This window comes from Streptomyces sp. RG80, assembly GCF_040446465.1.
Taxonomy (GTDB): Bacteria; Actinomycetota; Actinomycetes; order Streptomycetales; family Streptomycetaceae; genus Streptomyces.
Window position 1 is genome coordinate 230,623 of sequence record NZ_JBEAAJ010000004.1, and the last position, 16,614, is coordinate 247,236.

The following is a 16,614-nucleotide window of genomic DNA, read 5'->3' on the forward strand; positions in this document are numbered from 1 at the left end:
GGTGTCAGGCCAGGGGGTGGGCTGCCAGCAGGTCGCCCAGGGCCTCCTCGTGGGCCGGTGCGGGGCCGAGCGACAGTTCCAGGTGCTTGGCCCAGGCGTGGTACCGGTGCAGCGGGTAGTCGACGTCGGCGCCGAACCCGCCGTGCAGATGCTGTGCCGTCTGCACGATCCGCCGTACCCCCTCCGAGGCCCAGATCTTCGCGACGGCGACCTCACCGGAGACGGGCAGCGCGCCCTGGGTGCCGGAGCCGGTCCGCCAGGCCGCCTGCCACAGGGTGGCCTCCATCGCCTTCAGGTCGATGTAGCGGTCGGCGGCCTGCACGGCGACCGCCTGGAAGGTGGCGACCGGGAAGCCGAACTGCTCCCGTTTGCTGGTGTATTCGCTGGTCATCCGCAGGACCTGGCGGCCGAGGCCGAGTGCCTGGGCGCATGTCCCGACGGTCAGCAGATGCCGCAGCCACTCCCACGCCCCCTCCGCGTCGAGAACGTCCCGGGCCGCGACGCGCGCCGACTCCAGGCGCAGTTCGCCGAGCCGTTCGCCCGAGGTGGAGAGCTGCTCGGCGAGGGTGACCCCTTCGCCGGCCGGTGCGACCAAGGCGAGGACCGTGCCTCCGGCCGCCGTGTGCGCGGGTACGACGACGAAGTCCGCGTCGTACGCCCACGGCACCGCCGTCTGTACCCCGTCCAGGACCCAGTCCGTGCCCTCCTGCCGTGCGGTCACGGCGAGTTCGGCGGGGTCGTGGCCGGTGCGGCCGCTCGCGGCTACGGTCAGCACGACCTCGCCGCGGCCCGCCCGGGCGAGCAGGGCAGACCTCGACTCCTCGGTGCCGTAGGCCTGTACGAGCGCCGCGGCCGCGCTGCTCTCCAGCAGCGGCACCCGGGCCAGCACCTTCCCCGCCTCGGCCAGCACCAGACACAGCGCGACCGCGTCCAGACCGGCCCCGCCGTACTCCTCGGCCAGCAGCAGGCTGAGCAGGTCCGCGTCGGCGAGCCTGCTCCACAGCTCACGGTCGAAGTGGTCGGCGACGGCGCCCGTGGCCAGCGCGGGGCTGGGCACCGCGTCCGGCGCGACCCCGGCGAACACGCCCCGCGCCGCCTCGGCCGCCGCCTGCTGCTCCTCGGTGAAGGTGAAGTCCACGATCCCTGTCCTCCCGACGCGTCAGCCGATCGGCGGGGCAGCCGATCTGACGGACCGTCAAGATAGAACAGGTTCTAGTAGAAGGGAACGGCGCGGATCGCCCCGGACCGGACCGTGAGGCCGGATTCGGGCGCGCGGCTATCTGTCGAAATCCAGTTCCACCGTCTCCGTCGCCGGGTGGGACTGGCAGGCCAGGACGTATCCCGCCTCCGTCTCCTCCGGTTCCAGCGCGAAGTTGCGGTCCATGCGGACCTCGCCGGAGACGAGGAAGGCACGGCAGGTGCCGCACACGCCGCCCTTGCAGGCGTAGGGGGCGTCGGGGCGGTTGCGCAGGACCGTGTCGAGGAGGGACTCGCCGTCCTGGACGGGCCAGGTGCCGCCGCGGCCGTCGAGACGGGCGGTGACCGTGCTGTGCGCGGGCGCCGGGGTTCTGGGCGTGGTGGGCGCTCCCTCGGCCACGTGGAAGATCTCCTCGTGGATGCGGGCGCGGGGGACGCCGAGCTCCCGCAGGGTTCGTTCCGCGCCCTGCACCAGTCCGAACGGGCCGCACAGGAACCAGCCCGCCACGTCCGCCACCGGCAGCAGCGCCGGCAGCAGTCCGGTCAGCCGCTCGCGATCGAGCCGCCCGGACGGCAGGCCCGCCTGCTGCTCCTCCCGGGACAGCACCGTCACCAGCTGGAGGCGCTCGGGGTAGCGGTCCTTCAGGTCGGCGACCTCGTCCAGGAACATCGTCGAGGCGGCCGTACGGTCGCTGCGGATCAGGCAGAAACGGGCCTCGGGCTCGCGCGCCAGCAGCGTCGAGACGATCGAGAGCACCGGGGTGATGCCGCTGCCGCCGACGATCGCCGCGTACAGACCGGGCGCGGGCGTCAGCGTGAAACGGCCGGCCGGGGTCATCACCTCCAGCTCGTCGCCGACGGCGATCTCCTTGAGCGCGTACGTCGAGAAGGCGCCGCCCTCGACCAGCCGTACGCCGACCCGCAGTCGGCTCGGTGCCGTGCCGTCCGGTGCCGGGGAGCAGATCGAGTACGTGCGCCGGATCTCCTCGCCGTCGGTCGTGCGGCGCAGGGCCAGATGCTGGCCGGGGGCGTGGCGGTACGCCTCGCGGTGTTCGGGCGGCACGGCGAAGGTGAGGGCGACGGAGTCGTCGGTGAGCCGGTCGACCGCCGCCACCGGGAGCGCGTGGAAGCGGGCCATCACAACTCCTTGAAGTGGTCGAACGGTTCACGGCAGTCGAGACAGCGCCGCAGTGCCTTGCAGGCCGTGGAGGAGAACCGGCTGAGCAGCTCGGTGTCGGCGGACCCGCAGTGCGGGCAGCGGACGGGATCGAGTGTCCGGGTCGGACCCAGCGTCACGGCCACGGGGCCGGCGGCCCGCTGTGTGCGAGGGGGTGCGATGCCGAACTCCCGCAGCTTGCGGCGGCCTTCGGCCGAGATGTCGTCCGTCGACCAGGCGGGGGCCAGCACCGTGCGGACGGTGACCTCGCGGACGCCGTGCGCGTGCAGCACCCGCTCGATGTCCACGGACATCGCCTCGATCGCCGGGCAGCCGGTGTACGTCGGGGTCAGTTCGACCTCGGCCGAGGTAGCGGCGGTGCCCTCGCCGCGGACGTGCACCGCGCGGACGACGCCCAGTTCCCGCAGGGTGAGCACGGGCAGTTCGGGGTCGGGCACGGAGCCCGCCACTTCGAGGAGTTCCGCCTCCAGCGAGGTCAGGGTCACCATGACGCCCCCGGGTGGCTGCGGTGCAGGTGCTGCATCTCCGCGAGCATCCGTCCGAAGGACTCGGTGTGCAGGCCCTGGCGGCCCGCGCCGGCCGTCCACGCGCCCGTGCGTGGTCCCTCGGGGACGGTCAGGCCGGCGCGGCCCAGGATGTCCGTCACCGATGCCAGCCAAGCTGCCTCCAGTGCCGTCAGGTCGACGTCGACGCCCTCCACGGGCTGGAACATCTCGCCGGTGAACCGCCACAGCGCAGCGCAGGCCGCCCGCATCCGCTCCCGGCTGAGGTCCGTGCCGTCACCGAGGCGCAGGGTCCACTGCTCGGCGTGGTCGCGGTGGTAGGCGACCTCCTTGACGGCCTTCGCGGCGAGGGGCGCGAACGGGCCCTCTCCCGCGGCCAGTTCGGTGTGGAGCAGGTGCTGGTAGGTGGAGAAGTACAGCTGGCGGGCGATGGTGTGGGCGAAGTCGCCGTTCGGCTGCTCCACCAGCTGGAGGTTGCGGAAGGCGCGCTCCTCGCGCAGATAGGCCAGTTCGTCCTCGTCGCCGGCCATCGACAGCAGGATGCGCGCCTGGCCGAGGAGGTCCAGCGCGATGTTGGCGAGGGCCACCTCCTCCTCCAGCACGGGCGCGTGGCCGGCCCATTCGCCGAGGCGGTGGGAGAGCACCAGGGCGTCGTCGCCGAGGGCCAGGGCGGCGGCGTGCGTGGTGAGGTCGACGGTCACAGGTGCTTCACCCCGTCCGGGATCTCGTAGAACGTGGGGTGGCGGTAGGGCTTGTCGGCGGAGGGCTCGAAGAACGGGTCCTTCTCGTCCGGGGAGGACGCCGTGATCGCGGCGGACGGGACGACCCAGATCGAGACGCCCTCGCCGCGGCGGGTGTACAGGTCGCGGGCGTTGCGCAGGGCGAGCTCCGCGTCCGGCGCGTGCAGGCTGCCGGCGTGGGTGTGCGAGAGGCCGCGGCGGGAGCGTACGAAGACCTCCCACAGAGGCCAGTCGGTGTTCGTCATGCGCGCGTGGCTCCCGTCTCGGTGTGCTTGCCGCTGTGCTTGGAGGCGTAGGCCGCGGCGGCCTCGCGGACCCAGGCGCCCTCGTCGTGGGCGCGCCTGCGCTGGGTGATCCGCTGTTCGTTGCAGGGGCCGTTGCCCTTGAGGACGTCCCAGAACTCCGTCCAGTCGATCGCCCCGAAGTCGTGCTGACCCCGTTCCTCGTTCCACTTCAGGTCCGGGTCGGGGAGGGTGAGGCCCAGGGACTCGGCCTGGGGGACGCAGATGTCGACGAAGCGCTGGCGCAGCTCGTCGTTGGAGTGCCGCTTGATCTTCCAGGCCATCGACTGCGCGGAGTGGGACGACTCGTCGTCGGGCGGGCCGAACATCATCAGGGAGGGCCACCACCAGCGGTCCACCGCGTCCTGCGCCATCGCGTGCTGCTCGGGCGTGCCCTTGCTGAGGGCCAGCAGCAGTTCGTAGCCCTGGCGCTGGTGGAAGGACTCCTCCTTGCAGATCCGGACCATCGCGCGCGCGTACGGGCCGTAGGAGCAGCGGCACAGGGGGACCTGGTTGGTGATCGCGGCGCCGTCCACGAGCCAGCCGATCGCGCCGACGTCCGCCCAGGTCAGGGTGGGGTAGTTGAAGATCGAGGAGTACTTCTGGCGGCCGGAGTGGAGCTTGTCGAGCAGTTCGTCGCGGCTGGTGCCGAGGGTCTCGGCGGCGCTGTAGAGGTACAGGCCGTGGCCGGCCTCGTCCTGGACCTTGGCCATCAGGATGGCCTTGCGGCGCAGGCTCGGCGCGCGCGTGATCCAGTTCGCCTCCGGCTGCATGCCGATGATCTCGGAGTGGGCGTGCTGGGCGATCTGGCGGACCAGGGTCGCGCGGTAGGCGTCCGGCATCCAGTCGCGCGGTTCGATGCGCTCGTCGGCGGCCACGGCGGCGTCGAAGGCGCGCTCGTACCTGTCCTGGCCGACGGCGTCCTTCCTGTCGTACGCCTGTGCTGCTGTTGCCATGTGGCCCCCTCGACCCTGTGCGCTGTCCGGTGCTGTCCGGAGCGGGCTCCCGACCGATCGTTCGGTTCGTCGATTCCATGGTGTGCCGGGCGCCGTAAGGTGTCAACCGCTGTGGATAACCTGCCGACGGGGTGTGCGGTCGGGAGGGCCTGAGTACCGTTCCCGTGCGAGCGCCGAGAGCGGGGCGTGCGGGCGGTGGGAGCCCCGCGCCGGAAACGCGGGCGGGACACGGACGGAACATCGGGAAACGGGGCGGAATGGACGCGCACGGCACAGGCTCGGACGCCCGGCACGGGCCGGCCGACGAGCCGAGGGCGCCGCAGGACGGCGCCGGGTCGCGGGCCGCCCCGCCCGGCGCCGACGCGTCGTCCGACGTGATCCCGCCGTCGTACGAGCGCCTGTCGACGCTGCCTCCACCGCAGCCGCCACCCAACCCCGGCGCCGAACCCCGCGCCGGTGTGGCCGCCCTCACCCTGCGCTATCAGATCGGTGCCGCGCTCGCGCTCGCGATCGTGGCGGTCACCGTCTGCGTGCATCTCGGGATGACCTTCCTGCACGTCGCGCCGGCGAACGCGGTCACCAAGCAGCACGGCAGGGCGATCGACGCCTGGATCTACCCGGAGTTCGAGCAGAACTGGAAGCTGTTCGCGCCGAACCCCCTCCAGCAGAACATCGCGGTCCAGGTGCGCGCCCAGGTCCTCCACGCGAACGGCACGGTGCGCACCACCGGCTGGTACGACCTGTCCGCCGAGGACGGCCGGGCCATCGACGGCAATCTGCTGCCCAGCCACACCCAGCAGAACGAGCTGCGCCGCGCGTGGGACTTCTTCGGCGCCACGCACGGCGCCGACAACCGCCCTGTCGGGCTGCGCGGCGCCCTGTCCGAGTCGTATCTGCGGCGCATCGTGGTGATGCGCCTGGACCGGGACGGCGCGGCCGGGACCGACGGAAGCATCGAGCGGGTGCAGGTGCGCTCCCGCACCACCAATGTGCGACCGCCGAAGTGGAGCCAGGAGCAGGTCTCCGACCAGCCGGTCTACCGTGAGCTGCCCTGGTGGTCGGTCACGCCGGCCGACCTGCCGGGAGGTGACCGGTGAACCGCTTCACCCTGTCGCTCTCGACCGGCATCGCCCGCGTCACCGGGTCGGCGCTCGGCCCGTACCAGAGCGCCGTGGTCAGGATCGGCTTCAGCGCGACCTGGCTGCTGTTCCTGCTGCGCGAGCTGCCGCACCGCCACGAGTTGTACGGCCCCGACGGCCCGTGGAGCTGGGACCTCGCCGAGCAGCTGATCGCGGGCAACGGCGCCTTCACGGCGCTGATGTGGACGGACGGCCGGATCTGGTTCGAGATCGTCTACGGCCTCGCCGTGCTGTCGAGCCTCCTGCTGCTGCTGGGCTGGCGGACGCGCACCATGTCGGTGCTCTTCATGGTCGGCGTGCTCTCGCTCCAGAACCGTTCCATCTTCATGGGCGACGGTGGCGACAACGTCCTGCACCTGATGTGCGTCTACCTCGTCTTCACGCGCTGCGGCCAGGTCTGGTCGCTGGACGCCCGCAGACAGCGGCGCGAGCGGGCGGCACGCGCGCGTGGGGAGCGGGTCGTGGACCGGGTCGGGCCGGTCCTGTGGATCGTGCTCGGGTCGGCGCTGGTCGCGGTGACCGGGGCGGGCCGGCTGCTGGAGGGCGATCCGTTCGTCCCCGCGCTGCTGTGGGGCGTGTGGCTGTGCCTCGGTGTGCGGTGGGCGGTGGGGCGGCTGGCGCGGACGGACCAGCCGCGGATCCTGCTCGACGTGATCACCGACATCGTGCACAACGGCGCCCTTCTGGTGATCATGGCCGAGGCCTGTCTGATCTACGCGACGGCCGGCTGGTACAAGATCCAGGGCTCGCGCTGGCAGGACGGCACCGCCGTCTACTACCCCCTGCACCTGGACTACTTCTCGCCGTGGCCCGCGCTCGCCGACGTGCTCTCCTCCAGCGCCACCATGGTGCTGCTCGTGACCTACGGGACGGTGCTGGTCCAGGTCGCCTTCCCGTTCACCCTGTTCAACCGGCGGGTCAAGAACGTCCTGCTGGCGGCCATGATGACCGAGCACGCGGTGATCGCGGTCGTCCTCGGACTGCCGTTCTTCTCGCTGGCGATGATCGCCGCCGACGCGGTCTTCCTGCCGACGCCGTTCCTGCGCCGCCTCGGCGAACGGGCGGCACGCGTGCGTGAACGCATTCGGGCGGGGCGGGGCAAGGGCGGTACGCCGGTGCCGGAGCCGTGCGCGCCGGGGAGCGCCGAGGGCACGCACGTAGGCTTCACGGCATGACCGACCCCGCCGGACCGTGGCACAGGCTCGCCGACTTCTCCGTGCTGCTCGACGGCTTCCACGCCCTCAAGCACGCGGTGCGCTTCGGAGCCGAGATCCCGGTCGCGGTCACCACCGACCGGGCCGCCACCCTCGCCCTCGCCGCCGAGCTCGCCCCCGACGTGACCGGGGCGCTGGACGCGCTGCTGACCGAGGTCCCGGAGTCGACGTACGCCTCGCTCGTGCCGCGCCCGCATCCGACCGCGGTCGCCGCCCTGGCCGTACGGCCCTCCCGCGCGGCGCATCTGGAGCGGCTGGCGCGGCTGCCGCGCACCGCCCCGGTGGTCGTCCTCGACCAGCCGCGCAACCTCGGCAACGCCGGCGCCGTGATCCGGCTGGCGGCGGGCTTCGGGGCGACCGGCGTGGTCACCACCGGGACGCTCGACCCCTGGCATCCCACGGTCGTCCGGGGCGGGGCCGGGCTGCACTTCGCGACCGCCGTGGAGCGGCTGTCCGTCGACGAGCTGCCGCCGGGCCCGGTGTTCGCCTTCGACGCGGAGGGCGACGACATCCGGGGCACCAAGCTCCCGGACGACGCCGTCCTCGCGTTCGGGTCGGAGCGCAGCGGCCTGTCCGCAGACCTACGCGCGCGTGCCGACCATCTGCTGTCCCTGCCGATGCGCCCCCAGGTCTCCAGCTACAACCTCGCCACCAGCGTGGCGATGACGCTGTATCACTGGAGCCTGGAGGGCGGCGTCCAGGACCCGGCCCCGCCGGTCGGGCTCTAGGCCTCCCGGCGTACCTCGACCACCCGGAAGCGGTTCGCCACGAACGCCCCGTCGCACAGCGCGGCGTTCGCCGCCGGGTTGCCGCCCGAGCCGTGGAAGTCGGAGAACGCGGCGGTCTGGTTGACGTACACCCCGCCGGTGAGGTTCAGCGACAGCTGGGCCGCCTCCTCCAGGCAGACCTCCTGCACGGACCGCTCGACCTCGTCGTCGGTCGTGTACGCGCCGACCGTCATCGCGCCCTTCTCGCGGATGGTGCGCCGCAGCAGCTCCACGGCGTCGGCAGAGGAGTCGACGGCGACGGCGAAGGACACCGGGCCGAAGCACTCGCTCATGTAGGCGGCCTCGTCGTCCGGCTTGGCGCCGTCCAGCTTGACGACGACGGGCGTACGGACGACCGCGTCCGGGAACTCGGGGTTGCTGATCTCCCGTGAGGCGAGGGCGACTTCGCCCAGCCCCGCAGCCGCCTCCAGACGTGCCTTCACATCGGGGTTCACGATCGCGCCCAGCAGCGCGTTCGCGCGCGCGTCGTCGCCGAGCAGGCCGTCGACCGAGCGGGCGAGGTCCGCGACGACCTCGTCGTAGGTGCGCGGGCCCTCGTCGGTGCGGATGCCGTCGCGGGGGATCAGGAAGTTCTGCGGGGTCGTGCACATCTGGCCGCTGTAGAGCGACAGCGAGAAGGCCAGGTTGGAGAGCATGCCCTTGTAGTTCGACGTCGAGTCGACGAGCACCGTGTTGACGCCGGCCTTCTCCGTGTAGACCTGCGCCTGGCGGGCGTTGGCCTCCAGCCAGTCACCGAAGGCCGTGGAGCCCGTGTAGTCGATGATCCGGATCTCCGGGTGTGTCGCGAGCGTCTTGGCGATGCCCTCGCCCGGGCGCTCGGCGGCCAGCGCGACCAGGTTGGGGTCGAAGCCGGCCTGGCCGAGGACCTCGCGCGCGACCTGGACCGTGAGCGCGAGCGGCAGCACCGCGCGCGGGTGCGGCTTGACCAGGACCGCGTTGCCGGTGGCCAGCGACGCGAACAGGCCCGGATAGCCGTTCCAGGTCGGGAAGGTGTTGCAGCCGATGACCAGGCCGATACCGCGCGGGACCGGCGTGAACTCCTTGGTGAGCGCCAGCGGGTCGCGCTTGCCCTGCGGCTTGCTCCACTCCGCGGTGTCGGGCGTGCGGACCTGCTCCACGTAGGCGTACGCCACCGCCTCCAGGCCGCGGTCCTGCGCGTGCGGGCCGCCCGCCTGGAACGCCATCATGAAGGCCTGGCCGGAGGTGTGCATGACCGCGTGCGCGAACTCGTGCGTCCGGTCGCTGATCCGCTTGAGGATCTCCACACAGACCATCGCGCGGATCTCCGCGCCCGCGTCCCGCCAGGCCTTCTGGCCCGCCTTCATCGCGGGCAGCAGCACGTCCACGTCCGCGTGCGGGTACTCGACGCCCAGCTCGATGCCGTACGGCGACACCTCACCGCCCACGAAGCCGTCGGTACCGGGCTGACCGAGGTCGAGGCGGGTGCCCAGGAGGGCGTCGAAGGCGGCCTTGCCCGCGGCCGCGTCCAGGCTGCCGCCCTCGCCGTAGGCCTTCGGATGCTCGGGATGCGGGGACCAGTACGCGCGGGTGCGGATCGCCTCCAGCGCCTGGTCGAGGGTGGGCCGGTGCTTGGCGATCAGCTCGTGGGCGGTCAGTTCGGCGGCGGCCATGCGGGACCAACTCCTCGTCTTGTGAACTCTTCGTCGAGCTCATGACCTGGGCGAAACCTGGGCAGGAACAGCCAGACAGGGTTAGAGTAACCGAACGATCGGTCGGGACAAGGGGGTCCGCCGCATCTGTGGAAAACCCCGTGCGGGAGGATCGCGCACATGACAGCACTCGACCTCAGCAGCCCCGTGGCCGTCGTCGGCACCGGCACCATGGGCCAGGGCATCGCCCAGGTCGCGCTGGTCGCCGGCCACCCCGTACTGCTGTACGACGTCGCCCCCGGGCGCGCCCGGGAAGCGGCCGACGCGATCGGCGCCCGGCTCGACCGGCTCGTCGAGAAGGATCGTCTCACCGGCGCCGACCGGGACGCGGCACGCGCGCGTCTCACGGCCGCCGGGAGCCTCGCCGACCTCGCGGACTGCGCCCTGGTCGTCGAGGCCGTCATGGAGCGGCTGGACGTCAAGCAGGACCTGTTCCGGCAGCTGGAGGACGTCGTCGGCGAGGACTGTCTGCTCGCCACCAACACCTCGTCCCTGTCGGTGACCGCCATCGGCGGCGCCCTGCGCAACCCGGGCCGCCTGGTGGGCCTGCACTTCTTCAACCCCGCACCGCTGCTGCCGCTCGTCGAGGTCGTCTCCGGGTTCGCCACCGACGTCACCTCGGCCACGCGCGCGTACGAGACCGCACGCGCCTGGGGCAAGACACCGGTCGCCTGCGCCGACACCCCCGGCTTCATCGTCAACCGCATCGCCCGGCCGTACTACGCCGAGGCCTTCGCCGTGTACGAGGCCCAGGGCGCCGACCCCGCGACCATCGACGCGGTGCTGCGCGAGTGCGGCGGCTTCAAGATGGGCGCCTTCGAACTCACCGACCTCATCGGACAGGACGTCAACGAGTCCGTCACGCAGTCGGTGTGGCGGTCCTTCTTCCAGGACGTCCGCTTCGCGCCCTCGCTCGCCCAGCGGCGCCTGGTGGAGTCGGGCCGGCTCGGCCGCAAGAGCGGGCACGGCTGGTACGAACACGGACCCGACGCCGAGCCCGCCGAGCCGCACACCGCGGAACCGGCGCAGGCGCCCGCGTACGTCGTCGTCGAGGGCGACCTCGGCCCCGCGGCCGAACTGCTCGCCCTGATCCGCGAGGCGGGCATCGCGGTGCGCGAGGACGACGAGGACCACGGCACCCGGCTGGTGCTGCCGAGCGGCGGTCAGCTGGCGCTCGCCGACGGCCAGACCTCCGTGGAGTTCCGGGACGTCGTCTACTTCGACCTCGCGCTCGACTACCGCCGCGCCACCCGTGTCGCCGTGTCCGCCTCCCAGGACACCGCCCCGCAGACCCTGAGCGAGGCCATCGGGCTCTTCCAGGCGCTCGGCAAGGACGTCAGCGTCATCGGGGACGTGCCCGGCATGATCGTCGCCCGCACGGTCGCCCGGATCGTCGACCTCGCCCACGACGCGGTCGCCAAGGGCGTGGCGACGGAGGAGGACATCGACACCGCGATGCGGCTCGGCGTCAACTACCCGCTGGGCCCCTTCGAATGGAGCCGCAAGCTGGGCCGCAACTGGGCCTACGCGCTCCTCGACGACCTCCACCTGCGCGACCCCAGCGGCCGCTACGCCCCCTCCCTCGCGCTGTACCGGCACGCGTACGCCACCGACAAGAGGGAGGGCAGCACCTCATGACCACCGCCAAGCGCGACACGTACACCCCGGAGACGCTGCTGTCCGTCGCGGTCCAGGTCTTCAACGAGCGCGGCTACGACGGCACCTCCATGGAGCACCTCTCCAAGGCGGCCGGCATCTCCAAGTCCTCGATCTACCACCACGTGGCCGGCAAGGAGGAGCTGCTGCGCAGAGCGGTCAGCCGCGCGCTGGACGGGCTCTTCGGCATCCTCGACGAGGAGCACGCGCGCGTGGGGCACGCCGCCGAGCGCCTGGAGTACGTCGTCCGGCGCATGGTCGAGGTGCTGATCACCGAACTGCCCTACGTCACCCTGCTGCTGCGCGTCCGCGGCAACACCGGTACCGAGCGCTGGGCGCTGGAGCGGCGCCGCGACTTCGACCACCGGGTCGCCGAGCTGCTGAAGGCGGCGGCCGCCGAGGGCGACGTGCGCGGTGACGTGGAGGTGCGGCTCGCGACCCGGCTGGTCTTCGGGATGATCAACTCCATCGTGGAGTGGTACCGGCCCGACGGACGGGGCATGAGCGAGCGCGAAGTGGCGGACGCGGTCACGCTGTTGGTGTTCTCGGGGCTGCGCAGGGCCGGCTGACCGGGGCGTGAGCGCCGACGACGCCCTCGCGCGGGCCGAGCGCCGCTTCGGCGTCCGCTTTCCCCAGGACTACCGGGACTTCCTGGCCGCGGAGGGGAGCATGAGCCGCTTCGTCCCGCCCGCGGACGACTACCTCGTGATCAACCCGGTCGAGGAGCTCGTCCCCGTCAACGAGGCGGGCGGGATCCAGAACCGTTTCCCCGGGGGCGTCGTCATCGGCGGCGACGGCAGCCGGGAGTTCCTCACCTACGATTTCCGGCAGGATCCGCCGACCCTCGTCCTGCTCGACGTCTCGGCCCCGGACTGGTCCTCCGCCCTCCCTCAGGCGCGTTCGCTGTCCGCCCTGCTGGAACGGTTCCCCGAGACCGGCTGGACCTTCGACGACTGACCCTCGGCTCGCGGCCCCAGATCCTCAGCCCTGCGGCTCCAGGTCCTCGTCCTCGAAGACCAGCAGCGTGCGTGTGCTGAGGACTTCCGGGATCGCCTGGAGGCGGGTGAGGACCAGTTCGCGCAGGGCCCTGTTGTCGGGGGTGTGGACGAGGAGCAGGACGTCGAAGTCGCCGCCGACCAGGGCGATGTGGGAGGCGCCGGGCAGCTGGATGAGCTGTTCGCGGACCGTGCGCCAGGTGTTCTGGACGATCTTCAGGGTGATGTACGCCGACGTGCCCTGACCGGCGCGTTCGTGGTCGACGCGGGCGCCGAAACCGCGGATCACGCCGTCCTCGACGAGCCGGTTGATACGCGCGTAGGCGTTGGCGCGCGAGACGTGCACGCGTTCGGCCACCGACCTTATCGACGCGCGGCCGTCCGCCTGGAGCATCTTGAGGATGTCCTCGTCGATGGCGTCGAGGGGGCGAGGGGGCGGCAGCGGGCGGCCGCCGTCCGGGCCTTCGGCCATTTGTTCAGGTGCCATGTCCCCCCGCCTCCCTACCATGGACGTACTGCGTTCATTGCAGGCTGTGGAGAACCGTTTGTCCACAGCCTGAGGGTGCCTGTAGCCAAAATGTGCCGACGACCGAACAATCGGTAGGTGAGGCGCATCACAACCCGTGACGCGTCTGAAGCCGCTCCCACGAGGAGGTGCCGTCATGACGGTCATGGAGCAGCGGGGCGCGTACCGGCCATCGCCGCCGCCCGCCTGGCAGCCCCGTACCGACCCCGCGCCGCTGCTGCCGGACGCGGAGCCGTACCGCGTGCTCGGCACGGAGGCGGCGGGCAAGGCCGACCCGGGCCTGCTGCGCCGCCTCTACGCCGAGCTGGTGCGCGGTCGTCGGTACAACGCGCAGGCCACCGCCCTCACCAAGCAGGGCCGCCTCGCCGTCTACCCCTCCAGCACCGGCCAGGAGGCCTGCGAGGTCGCCGCCGCGCTGGTGCTCCAGGAGCGCGACTGGCTCTTCCCGAGCTACCGCGACACCCTCGCCGCCGTCGCCCGGGGCCTCGACCCCGTCCAGGCGCTGACCCTGCTGCGCGGCGACTGGCACACCGGCTACGACCCGCGCGAGCACCGGATCGCCCCGCTGTGCACCCCGCTCGCCACCCAGCTCCCGCACGCCGTGGGTCTCGCCCACGCCGCCCGCCTCAAGGGCGACGACGTGGTCGCGCTCGCCATGGTCGGCGACGGCGGCACCAGCGAGGGCGACTTCCACGAGGCGCTGAACTTCGCCGCCGTCTGGCAGGCACCGGTCGTCTTCCTGGTCCAGAACAACGGCTTCGCGATCTCCGTCCCGCTCGCCAAGCAGACCGCGGCCCCGTCGCTGGCCCACAAGGCCGTCGGCTACGGCATGCCCGGCCGCCTGGTCGACGGCAACGACGCGGCCGCCGTGCACGAGGTCCTCGCCGCCGCCGTACGCCGCGCGCGGGAGGGCGGTGGCCCCACGCTCGTCGAGGCGATCACCTACCGCGTCGAGGCCCACACCAACGCCGACGACGCGACCCGCTACCGCGGTGACGCCGAGGTCGAGACCTGGCGCCGGCACGACCCGATCGAGCTCCTGGAGCACGAGCTCACCGAGCGCGGCCTCATCGACGACGCCGGCATACAGGCCGCGCGGGACGCCGCCGAGGCCATGGCCGCCGACCTGCGCGCGCACATGAACCAGGACCCGGAGCTCGACCCGATGGACCTGTTCGCCCACGTCTACACCGAGCCGACCGAGCAACTGCGCGAGCAGCGGGCCCAGCTGCGGGCCGAGCTGGAAGCCGAGTCGGAAGCCGAGGGGGAGACTCCATGACCACCGTCGCGGTGAAGCCCGCCACCATGGCGCAGGCCCTCACGCGCGCGATGCGCGACGCGATGGCCGCCGACCCGACCGTGCACGTCATGGGCGAGGACGTCGGCACCCTCGGTGGCGTCTTCCGGGTCACCGACGGCCTCGCCAAGGAGTTCGGCGAGGACCGCTGCACCGACACCCCGCTCGCCGAGGCCGGCATCCTCGGCACCGCGGTCGGCATGGCCATGTACGGGCTCAGGCCGGTCGTGGAGATGCAGTTCGACGCGTTCGCCTACCCCGCGTTCGAGCAGCTCATCAGCCATGTCGCCCGCATGCGCAACCGCACGCGCGGCGCGATGCCGCTGCCGATCACCGTCCGCGTCCCCTACGGCGGCGGCATCGGCGGCGTCGAGCACCACAGCGACTCCTCCGAGGCGTACTACATGGCGACTCCGGGGCTCCATGTCGTCACGCCCGCCACCGTCGCCGACGCCTACGGGCTGCTGCGCGCCGCCATCGCCTCCGACGACCCGGTCGTCTTCCTCGAACCCAAGCGCCTGTACTGGTCGAAGGACTCCTGGAACCCGGACCACCCGACGGACGTTGAACCGATAGGCCGCGCGGTCGTGCGGCGCTCGGGGCGGAGCGCCACGCTGATCACGTACGGGCCGTCCGTACCCGTGTGCCTCGAAGCCGCCGAGGCGGCCCGGGCCGAGGGCTGGGACCTCGAAGTCGTCGATCTGCGCTCGCTGGTGCCGTTCGACGACGAGACGGTCTGCGCGTCGGTACGGCGGACCGGGCGCGCGGTCGTCGTGCACGAGTCGGGCGGGTTCGGCGGCCCGGGCGGGGAGATCGCGGCCCGCGTCACGGAGCGCTGCTTCCACCACCTGGAGGCACCGGTGCTGCGCGTGGCCGGGTTCGACATCCCCTACCCGCCGCCGATGCTGGAGCGTCACCACCTGCCCGGCGTGGACCGGATCCTGGACGCCGTGGGGCGTCTTCAGTGGGAGGCCGAGGGCTGATGGCACAGGTGCTGGAGTTCAAGCTCCCCGACCTCGGGGAGGGGCTCACCGAGGCGGAGATCGTGCGCTGGCTGGTGGAGGTCGGCGACGTGGTCGCCGTCGACCAGCCCGTCGTCGAGGTCGAGACCGCCAAGGCGATGGTCGAGGTGCCCTGTCCGTACGGCGGAGTCGTCACGGCCCGGTACGGCGAGGAGGGCACGGAGCTTCCCGTGGGGGCGCCGCTGATCACGGTGGCGGTGGGGGCGCCGGTCGCCGACGGCTCCGGCCACGGCTCGGACAAGGGCTCCGACGACCGCTCCGGCCACGGCTGCGCCGAGGGCTCGGTCCGGACGGGCGAGAGTGCCACCGGGAAGAGCGAGGGCTCCGGGAACGTCCTCGTGGGCTACGGCACGTCCGAGGCGCCCGCGCGGCGGCGCAGGGTACGGCCGGGGCAGCGGATGCCTGGGGCGCCCGCCTCACCTGGGGCGTCTGCGGCGCCTCGGGCGTCTGGGGTGTCTGCGGCGTCCGGGGTGTCTGGTGTGGCGAACGGGCGGTCCGTGGTCCGTGAGGTCGTGGAGGGCCCCGTGCCCGTGATCTCGCCCCTCGTGCGCAGGCTGGCCCGCGAGAACGGCCTCGACCTGCGGGAGTTGACCGGTTCCGGGCCCGAGGGGCTGATCCTGCGGGCCGACGTCGAGTACGCGCTGCGTGCGGCCGCCGCACAGGAACGCCACGCGCCCGCTCCGACCGTCACCGAGCCCCCCGCGGCCGCGACCGCCGGAGGCATCCGCACCCCCCTCAAGGGGATCCGCGGCGCCGTCGCCGACAAGCTCTCCCGCAGCCGGCGTGAGATCCCCGACGCGACCTGCTGGGTGGACGCCGACGCCACGGAGCTCATGCGGGCACGCGCCGCCATGAACGCGGCCGGGGGGCCGAAGATCTCCCTCCTCGCCCTTCTGGCCCGGATCTGCACGGCCGCCCTCGGCCGGTTCCCCGAGCTCAACTCCACGGTCGACATGGCGGCCAGGGAGGTCGTCCAGCTCGACCAGGTGCACATCGGCTTCGCCGCGCAGACCGAGCGCGGGCTCGTGGTGCCGGTGGTCCGGGACGCGCATGCGCGCGATGCCGAGTCGCTGACCGCGGAGTTCGCGCGGCTGACCGAGGCGGCCCGGACCGGGAGGCTGACGCCGGGGGAACTCACCGGCGGGACCTTCACGTTGAACAACTACGGAGTGTTCGGCGTCGACGGCTCCACCCCGATCATCAACCACCCCGAGGCCGCGATGCTCGGCGTCGGCCGCATCATCCCCAAGCCGTGGGTGCACGAGGGCGAGCTGGCGGTACGGCAGGTCGTCCAGCTGTCGCTCACCTTCGACCACCGGGTCTGCGACGGCGGCACGGCCGGCGGCTTCCTGCGGTACGTGGCGGACTGCGTGGAACAGCCGGCGGTGCTGCTGCGGACCCTCTGATCCCAGGGGCCCAGCGGCCCTGGCTCCGCGGACCCGGCACCGCTGGC

General features: G+C 72.4%; 17 protein-coding genes. 9 read left to right on the forward strand and 8 right to left on the reverse strand.

Translation table 11 applies throughout. The annotated features are described in order from the left end of the window. Window positions 1-4: 4 nt before the first annotated feature. The 6 genes from ABKA17_RS15145 to paaA form a co-directional block, all read right to left on the reverse strand. On the reverse strand, window positions 5-1,138 hold the full coding sequence (locus ABKA17_RS15145; RefSeq protein WP_353692548.1) for an acyl-CoA dehydrogenase family protein: 1,134 nt from the start codon (window positions 1,136-1,138) through the stop codon (window positions 5-7). A gap of 138 nt (window positions 1,139-1,276) precedes the next feature. Continuing rightward, a complete protein-coding gene (locus ABKA17_RS15150) occupies window positions 1,277-2,335 on the reverse strand; it encodes a 2Fe-2S iron-sulfur cluster-binding protein (RefSeq protein ID WP_353692549.1) in 1,059 nt (352 codons plus the stop codon). Continuing rightward, window positions 2,335-2,862 (reverse strand): 1,2-phenylacetyl-CoA epoxidase subunit PaaD, encoded by a 528-nt coding sequence (paaD, locus tag ABKA17_RS15155; RefSeq protein ID WP_353692550.1) that lies wholly within the window; start codon window positions 2,860-2,862, stop codon window positions 2,335-2,337. The genes ABKA17_RS15150 and paaD overlap by 1 nt, the downstream gene beginning before the upstream one ends. Next, window positions 2,856-3,578: a 1,2-phenylacetyl-CoA epoxidase subunit PaaC gene (paaC, locus tag ABKA17_RS15160; protein ID WP_353692551.1), complete on the reverse strand. Its 723-nt coding sequence runs from the start codon at window positions 3,576-3,578 to the stop codon at window positions 2,856-2,858. The genes paaD and paaC overlap by 7 nt, the downstream gene beginning before the upstream one ends. Further along, on the reverse strand, window positions 3,575-3,862 hold the full coding sequence (gene paaB / locus ABKA17_RS15165; RefSeq protein WP_171144469.1) for a 1,2-phenylacetyl-CoA epoxidase subunit PaaB: 288 nt from the start codon (window positions 3,860-3,862) through the stop codon (window positions 3,575-3,577). The genes paaC and paaB overlap by 4 nt, the downstream gene beginning before the upstream one ends. Further along, window positions 3,859-4,854 (reverse strand): 1,2-phenylacetyl-CoA epoxidase subunit PaaA, encoded by a 996-nt coding sequence (paaA, locus tag ABKA17_RS15170; RefSeq protein ID WP_353692552.1) that lies wholly within the window; start codon window positions 4,852-4,854, stop codon window positions 3,859-3,861. Before paaA ends, paaB begins: the two co-directional genes overlap by 4 nt. Before the next feature lie 257 nt (window positions 4,855-5,111). Here paaA and ABKA17_RS15175 point away from each other — a divergent pair, with 257 nt between their 5' ends. Genes ABKA17_RS15175 through ABKA17_RS15185 form a run of 3 tightly spaced genes read left to right on the forward strand, consistent with a single transcriptional unit; the run spans window position 5,112 to window position 7,935 of the window. After that, window positions 5,112-5,951 (forward strand): DUF5819 family protein, encoded by an 840-nt coding sequence (locus tag ABKA17_RS15175; protein ID WP_353692553.1) that lies wholly within the window; start codon window positions 5,112-5,114, stop codon window positions 5,949-5,951. Then, complete coding sequence (locus tag ABKA17_RS15180) at window positions 5,948-7,168, forward strand: HTTM domain-containing protein (RefSeq protein ID WP_353692554.1); 1,221 nt, start codon at window positions 5,948-5,950, stop codon at window positions 7,166-7,168. The genes ABKA17_RS15175 and ABKA17_RS15180 overlap by 4 nt, the downstream gene beginning before the upstream one ends. Beyond that, entirely contained in the window at window positions 7,165-7,935 is a 771-nt protein-coding gene (locus tag ABKA17_RS15185; protein ID WP_353692555.1) for a TrmH family RNA methyltransferase, read from the forward strand. Before ABKA17_RS15180 ends, ABKA17_RS15185 begins: the two co-directional genes overlap by 4 nt. Here ABKA17_RS15185 and paaN read toward each other — a convergent pair. Then, window positions 7,932-9,626, reverse strand: coding sequence for a phenylacetic acid degradation protein PaaN (gene paaN / locus ABKA17_RS15190; protein WP_353692556.1), 1,695 nt, complete (start codon window positions 9,624-9,626; stop codon window positions 7,932-7,934). The genes ABKA17_RS15185 and paaN overlap by 4 nt on opposite strands. Window positions 9,627-9,785: 159 nt before the next feature. Here paaN and ABKA17_RS15195 point away from each other — a divergent pair, with 159 nt between their 5' ends. The 3 genes from ABKA17_RS15195 to ABKA17_RS15205 are packed head-to-tail and all read left to right on the forward strand — an operon-like array spanning window position 9,786 to window position 12,278. Next, the gene (locus ABKA17_RS15195) at window positions 9,786-11,303 is read left to right on the forward strand and encodes a 3-hydroxyacyl-CoA dehydrogenase (protein WP_353692557.1); all 1,518 of its coding nucleotides are present in this window, start codon (window positions 9,786-9,788) and stop codon (window positions 11,301-11,303) included. Next, complete coding sequence (locus tag ABKA17_RS15200; protein ID WP_353692558.1) at window positions 11,300-11,890, forward strand: TetR/AcrR family transcriptional regulator; 591 nt, start codon at window positions 11,300-11,302, stop codon at window positions 11,888-11,890. The genes ABKA17_RS15195 and ABKA17_RS15200 overlap by 4 nt, the downstream gene beginning before the upstream one ends. Before the next feature lie 7 nt (window positions 11,891-11,897). Further along, window positions 11,898-12,278 (forward strand): SMI1/KNR4 family protein, encoded by a 381-nt coding sequence (locus ABKA17_RS15205; RefSeq protein WP_353692559.1) that lies wholly within the window; start codon window positions 11,898-11,900, stop codon window positions 12,276-12,278. 24 nt (window positions 12,279-12,302) lie between these two features. Here the strand turns inward: ABKA17_RS15205 and ABKA17_RS15210 are convergent, their stop codons facing one another. Beyond that, the gene (locus ABKA17_RS15210; protein WP_353692999.1) at window positions 12,303-12,788 is read right to left on the reverse strand and encodes an Lrp/AsnC family transcriptional regulator; all 486 of its coding nucleotides are present in this window, start codon (window positions 12,786-12,788) and stop codon (window positions 12,303-12,305) included. Between the two features lie 190 nt (window positions 12,789-12,978). On the opposite strand from ABKA17_RS15210, the gene pdhA reads away from it, so the two are divergent. The 3 genes from pdhA to ABKA17_RS15225 are packed head-to-tail and all read left to right on the forward strand — an operon-like array spanning window position 12,979 to window position 16,567. Then, window positions 12,979-14,121, forward strand: a complete 1,143-nt coding sequence (gene pdhA / locus ABKA17_RS15215) for a pyruvate dehydrogenase (acetyl-transferring) E1 component subunit alpha (RefSeq protein WP_353692560.1) — start codon at window positions 12,979-12,981, stop codon at window positions 14,119-14,121. After that, a complete protein-coding gene (locus ABKA17_RS15220) occupies window positions 14,118-15,122 on the forward strand; it encodes an alpha-ketoacid dehydrogenase subunit beta (RefSeq protein WP_353692561.1) in 1,005 nt (334 codons plus the stop codon). Before pdhA ends, ABKA17_RS15220 begins: the two co-directional genes overlap by 4 nt. Further along, complete coding sequence (locus ABKA17_RS15225) at window positions 15,122-16,567, forward strand: dihydrolipoamide acetyltransferase family protein (protein WP_353692562.1); 1,446 nt, start codon at window positions 15,122-15,124, stop codon at window positions 16,565-16,567. Before ABKA17_RS15220 ends, ABKA17_RS15225 begins: the two co-directional genes overlap by 1 nt. The last annotated feature ends 47 nt before the right edge of the window (window positions 16,568-16,614 follow it).

What these genes read in the sequence shown, in the direction of transcription:
- ABKA17_RS15150 (WP_353692549.1), bottom strand. Translation starts at nt 2,335, where the DNA reads ATGGCCCGCTTCCACGCGCTCCCGGTGGCGGCGGTCGACCGGCTCACC.
- paaD (WP_353692550.1), bottom strand. Translation starts at nt 2,862, where the DNA reads ATGGTGACCCTGACCTCGCTGGAGGCGGAACTCCTCGAAGTGGCGGGC.
- paaB (WP_171144469.1), bottom strand. Translation starts at nt 3,862, where the DNA reads ATGACGAACACCGACTGGCCTCTGTGGGAGGTCTTCGTACGCTCCCGC.
- paaA (WP_353692552.1), bottom strand. Translation starts at nt 4,854, where the DNA reads ATGGCAACAGCAGCACAGGCGTACGACAGGAAGGACGCCGTCGGCCAG.
- ABKA17_RS15175 (WP_353692553.1), top strand. Translation starts at nt 5,112, where the DNA reads ATGGACGCGCACGGCACAGGCTCGGACGCCCGGCACGGGCCGGCCGAC.
- ABKA17_RS15185 (WP_353692555.1), top strand. Translation starts at nt 7,165, where the DNA reads ATGACCGACCCCGCCGGACCGTGGCACAGGCTCGCCGACTTCTCCGTG.
- paaN (WP_353692556.1), bottom strand. Translation starts at nt 9,626, where the DNA reads ATGGCCGCCGCCGAACTGACCGCCCACGAGCTGATCGCCAAGCACCGG.
- ABKA17_RS15195 (WP_353692557.1), top strand. Translation starts at nt 9,786, where the DNA reads ATGACAGCACTCGACCTCAGCAGCCCCGTGGCCGTCGTCGGCACCGGC.
- ABKA17_RS15200 (WP_353692558.1), top strand. Translation starts at nt 11,300, where the DNA reads ATGACCACCGCCAAGCGCGACACGTACACCCCGGAGACGCTGCTGTCC.
- ABKA17_RS15210 (WP_353692999.1), bottom strand. Translation starts at nt 12,788, where the DNA reads ATGGCCGAAGGCCCGGACGGCGGCCGCCCGCTGCCGCCCCCTCGCCCC.
- pdhA (WP_353692560.1), top strand. Translation starts at nt 12,979, where the DNA reads ATGACGGTCATGGAGCAGCGGGGCGCGTACCGGCCATCGCCGCCGCCC.
- ABKA17_RS15220 (WP_353692561.1), top strand. Translation starts at nt 14,118, where the DNA reads ATGACCACCGTCGCGGTGAAGCCCGCCACCATGGCGCAGGCCCTCACG.
- ABKA17_RS15225 (WP_353692562.1), top strand. Translation starts at nt 15,122, where the DNA reads ATGGCACAGGTGCTGGAGTTCAAGCTCCCCGACCTCGGGGAGGGGCTC.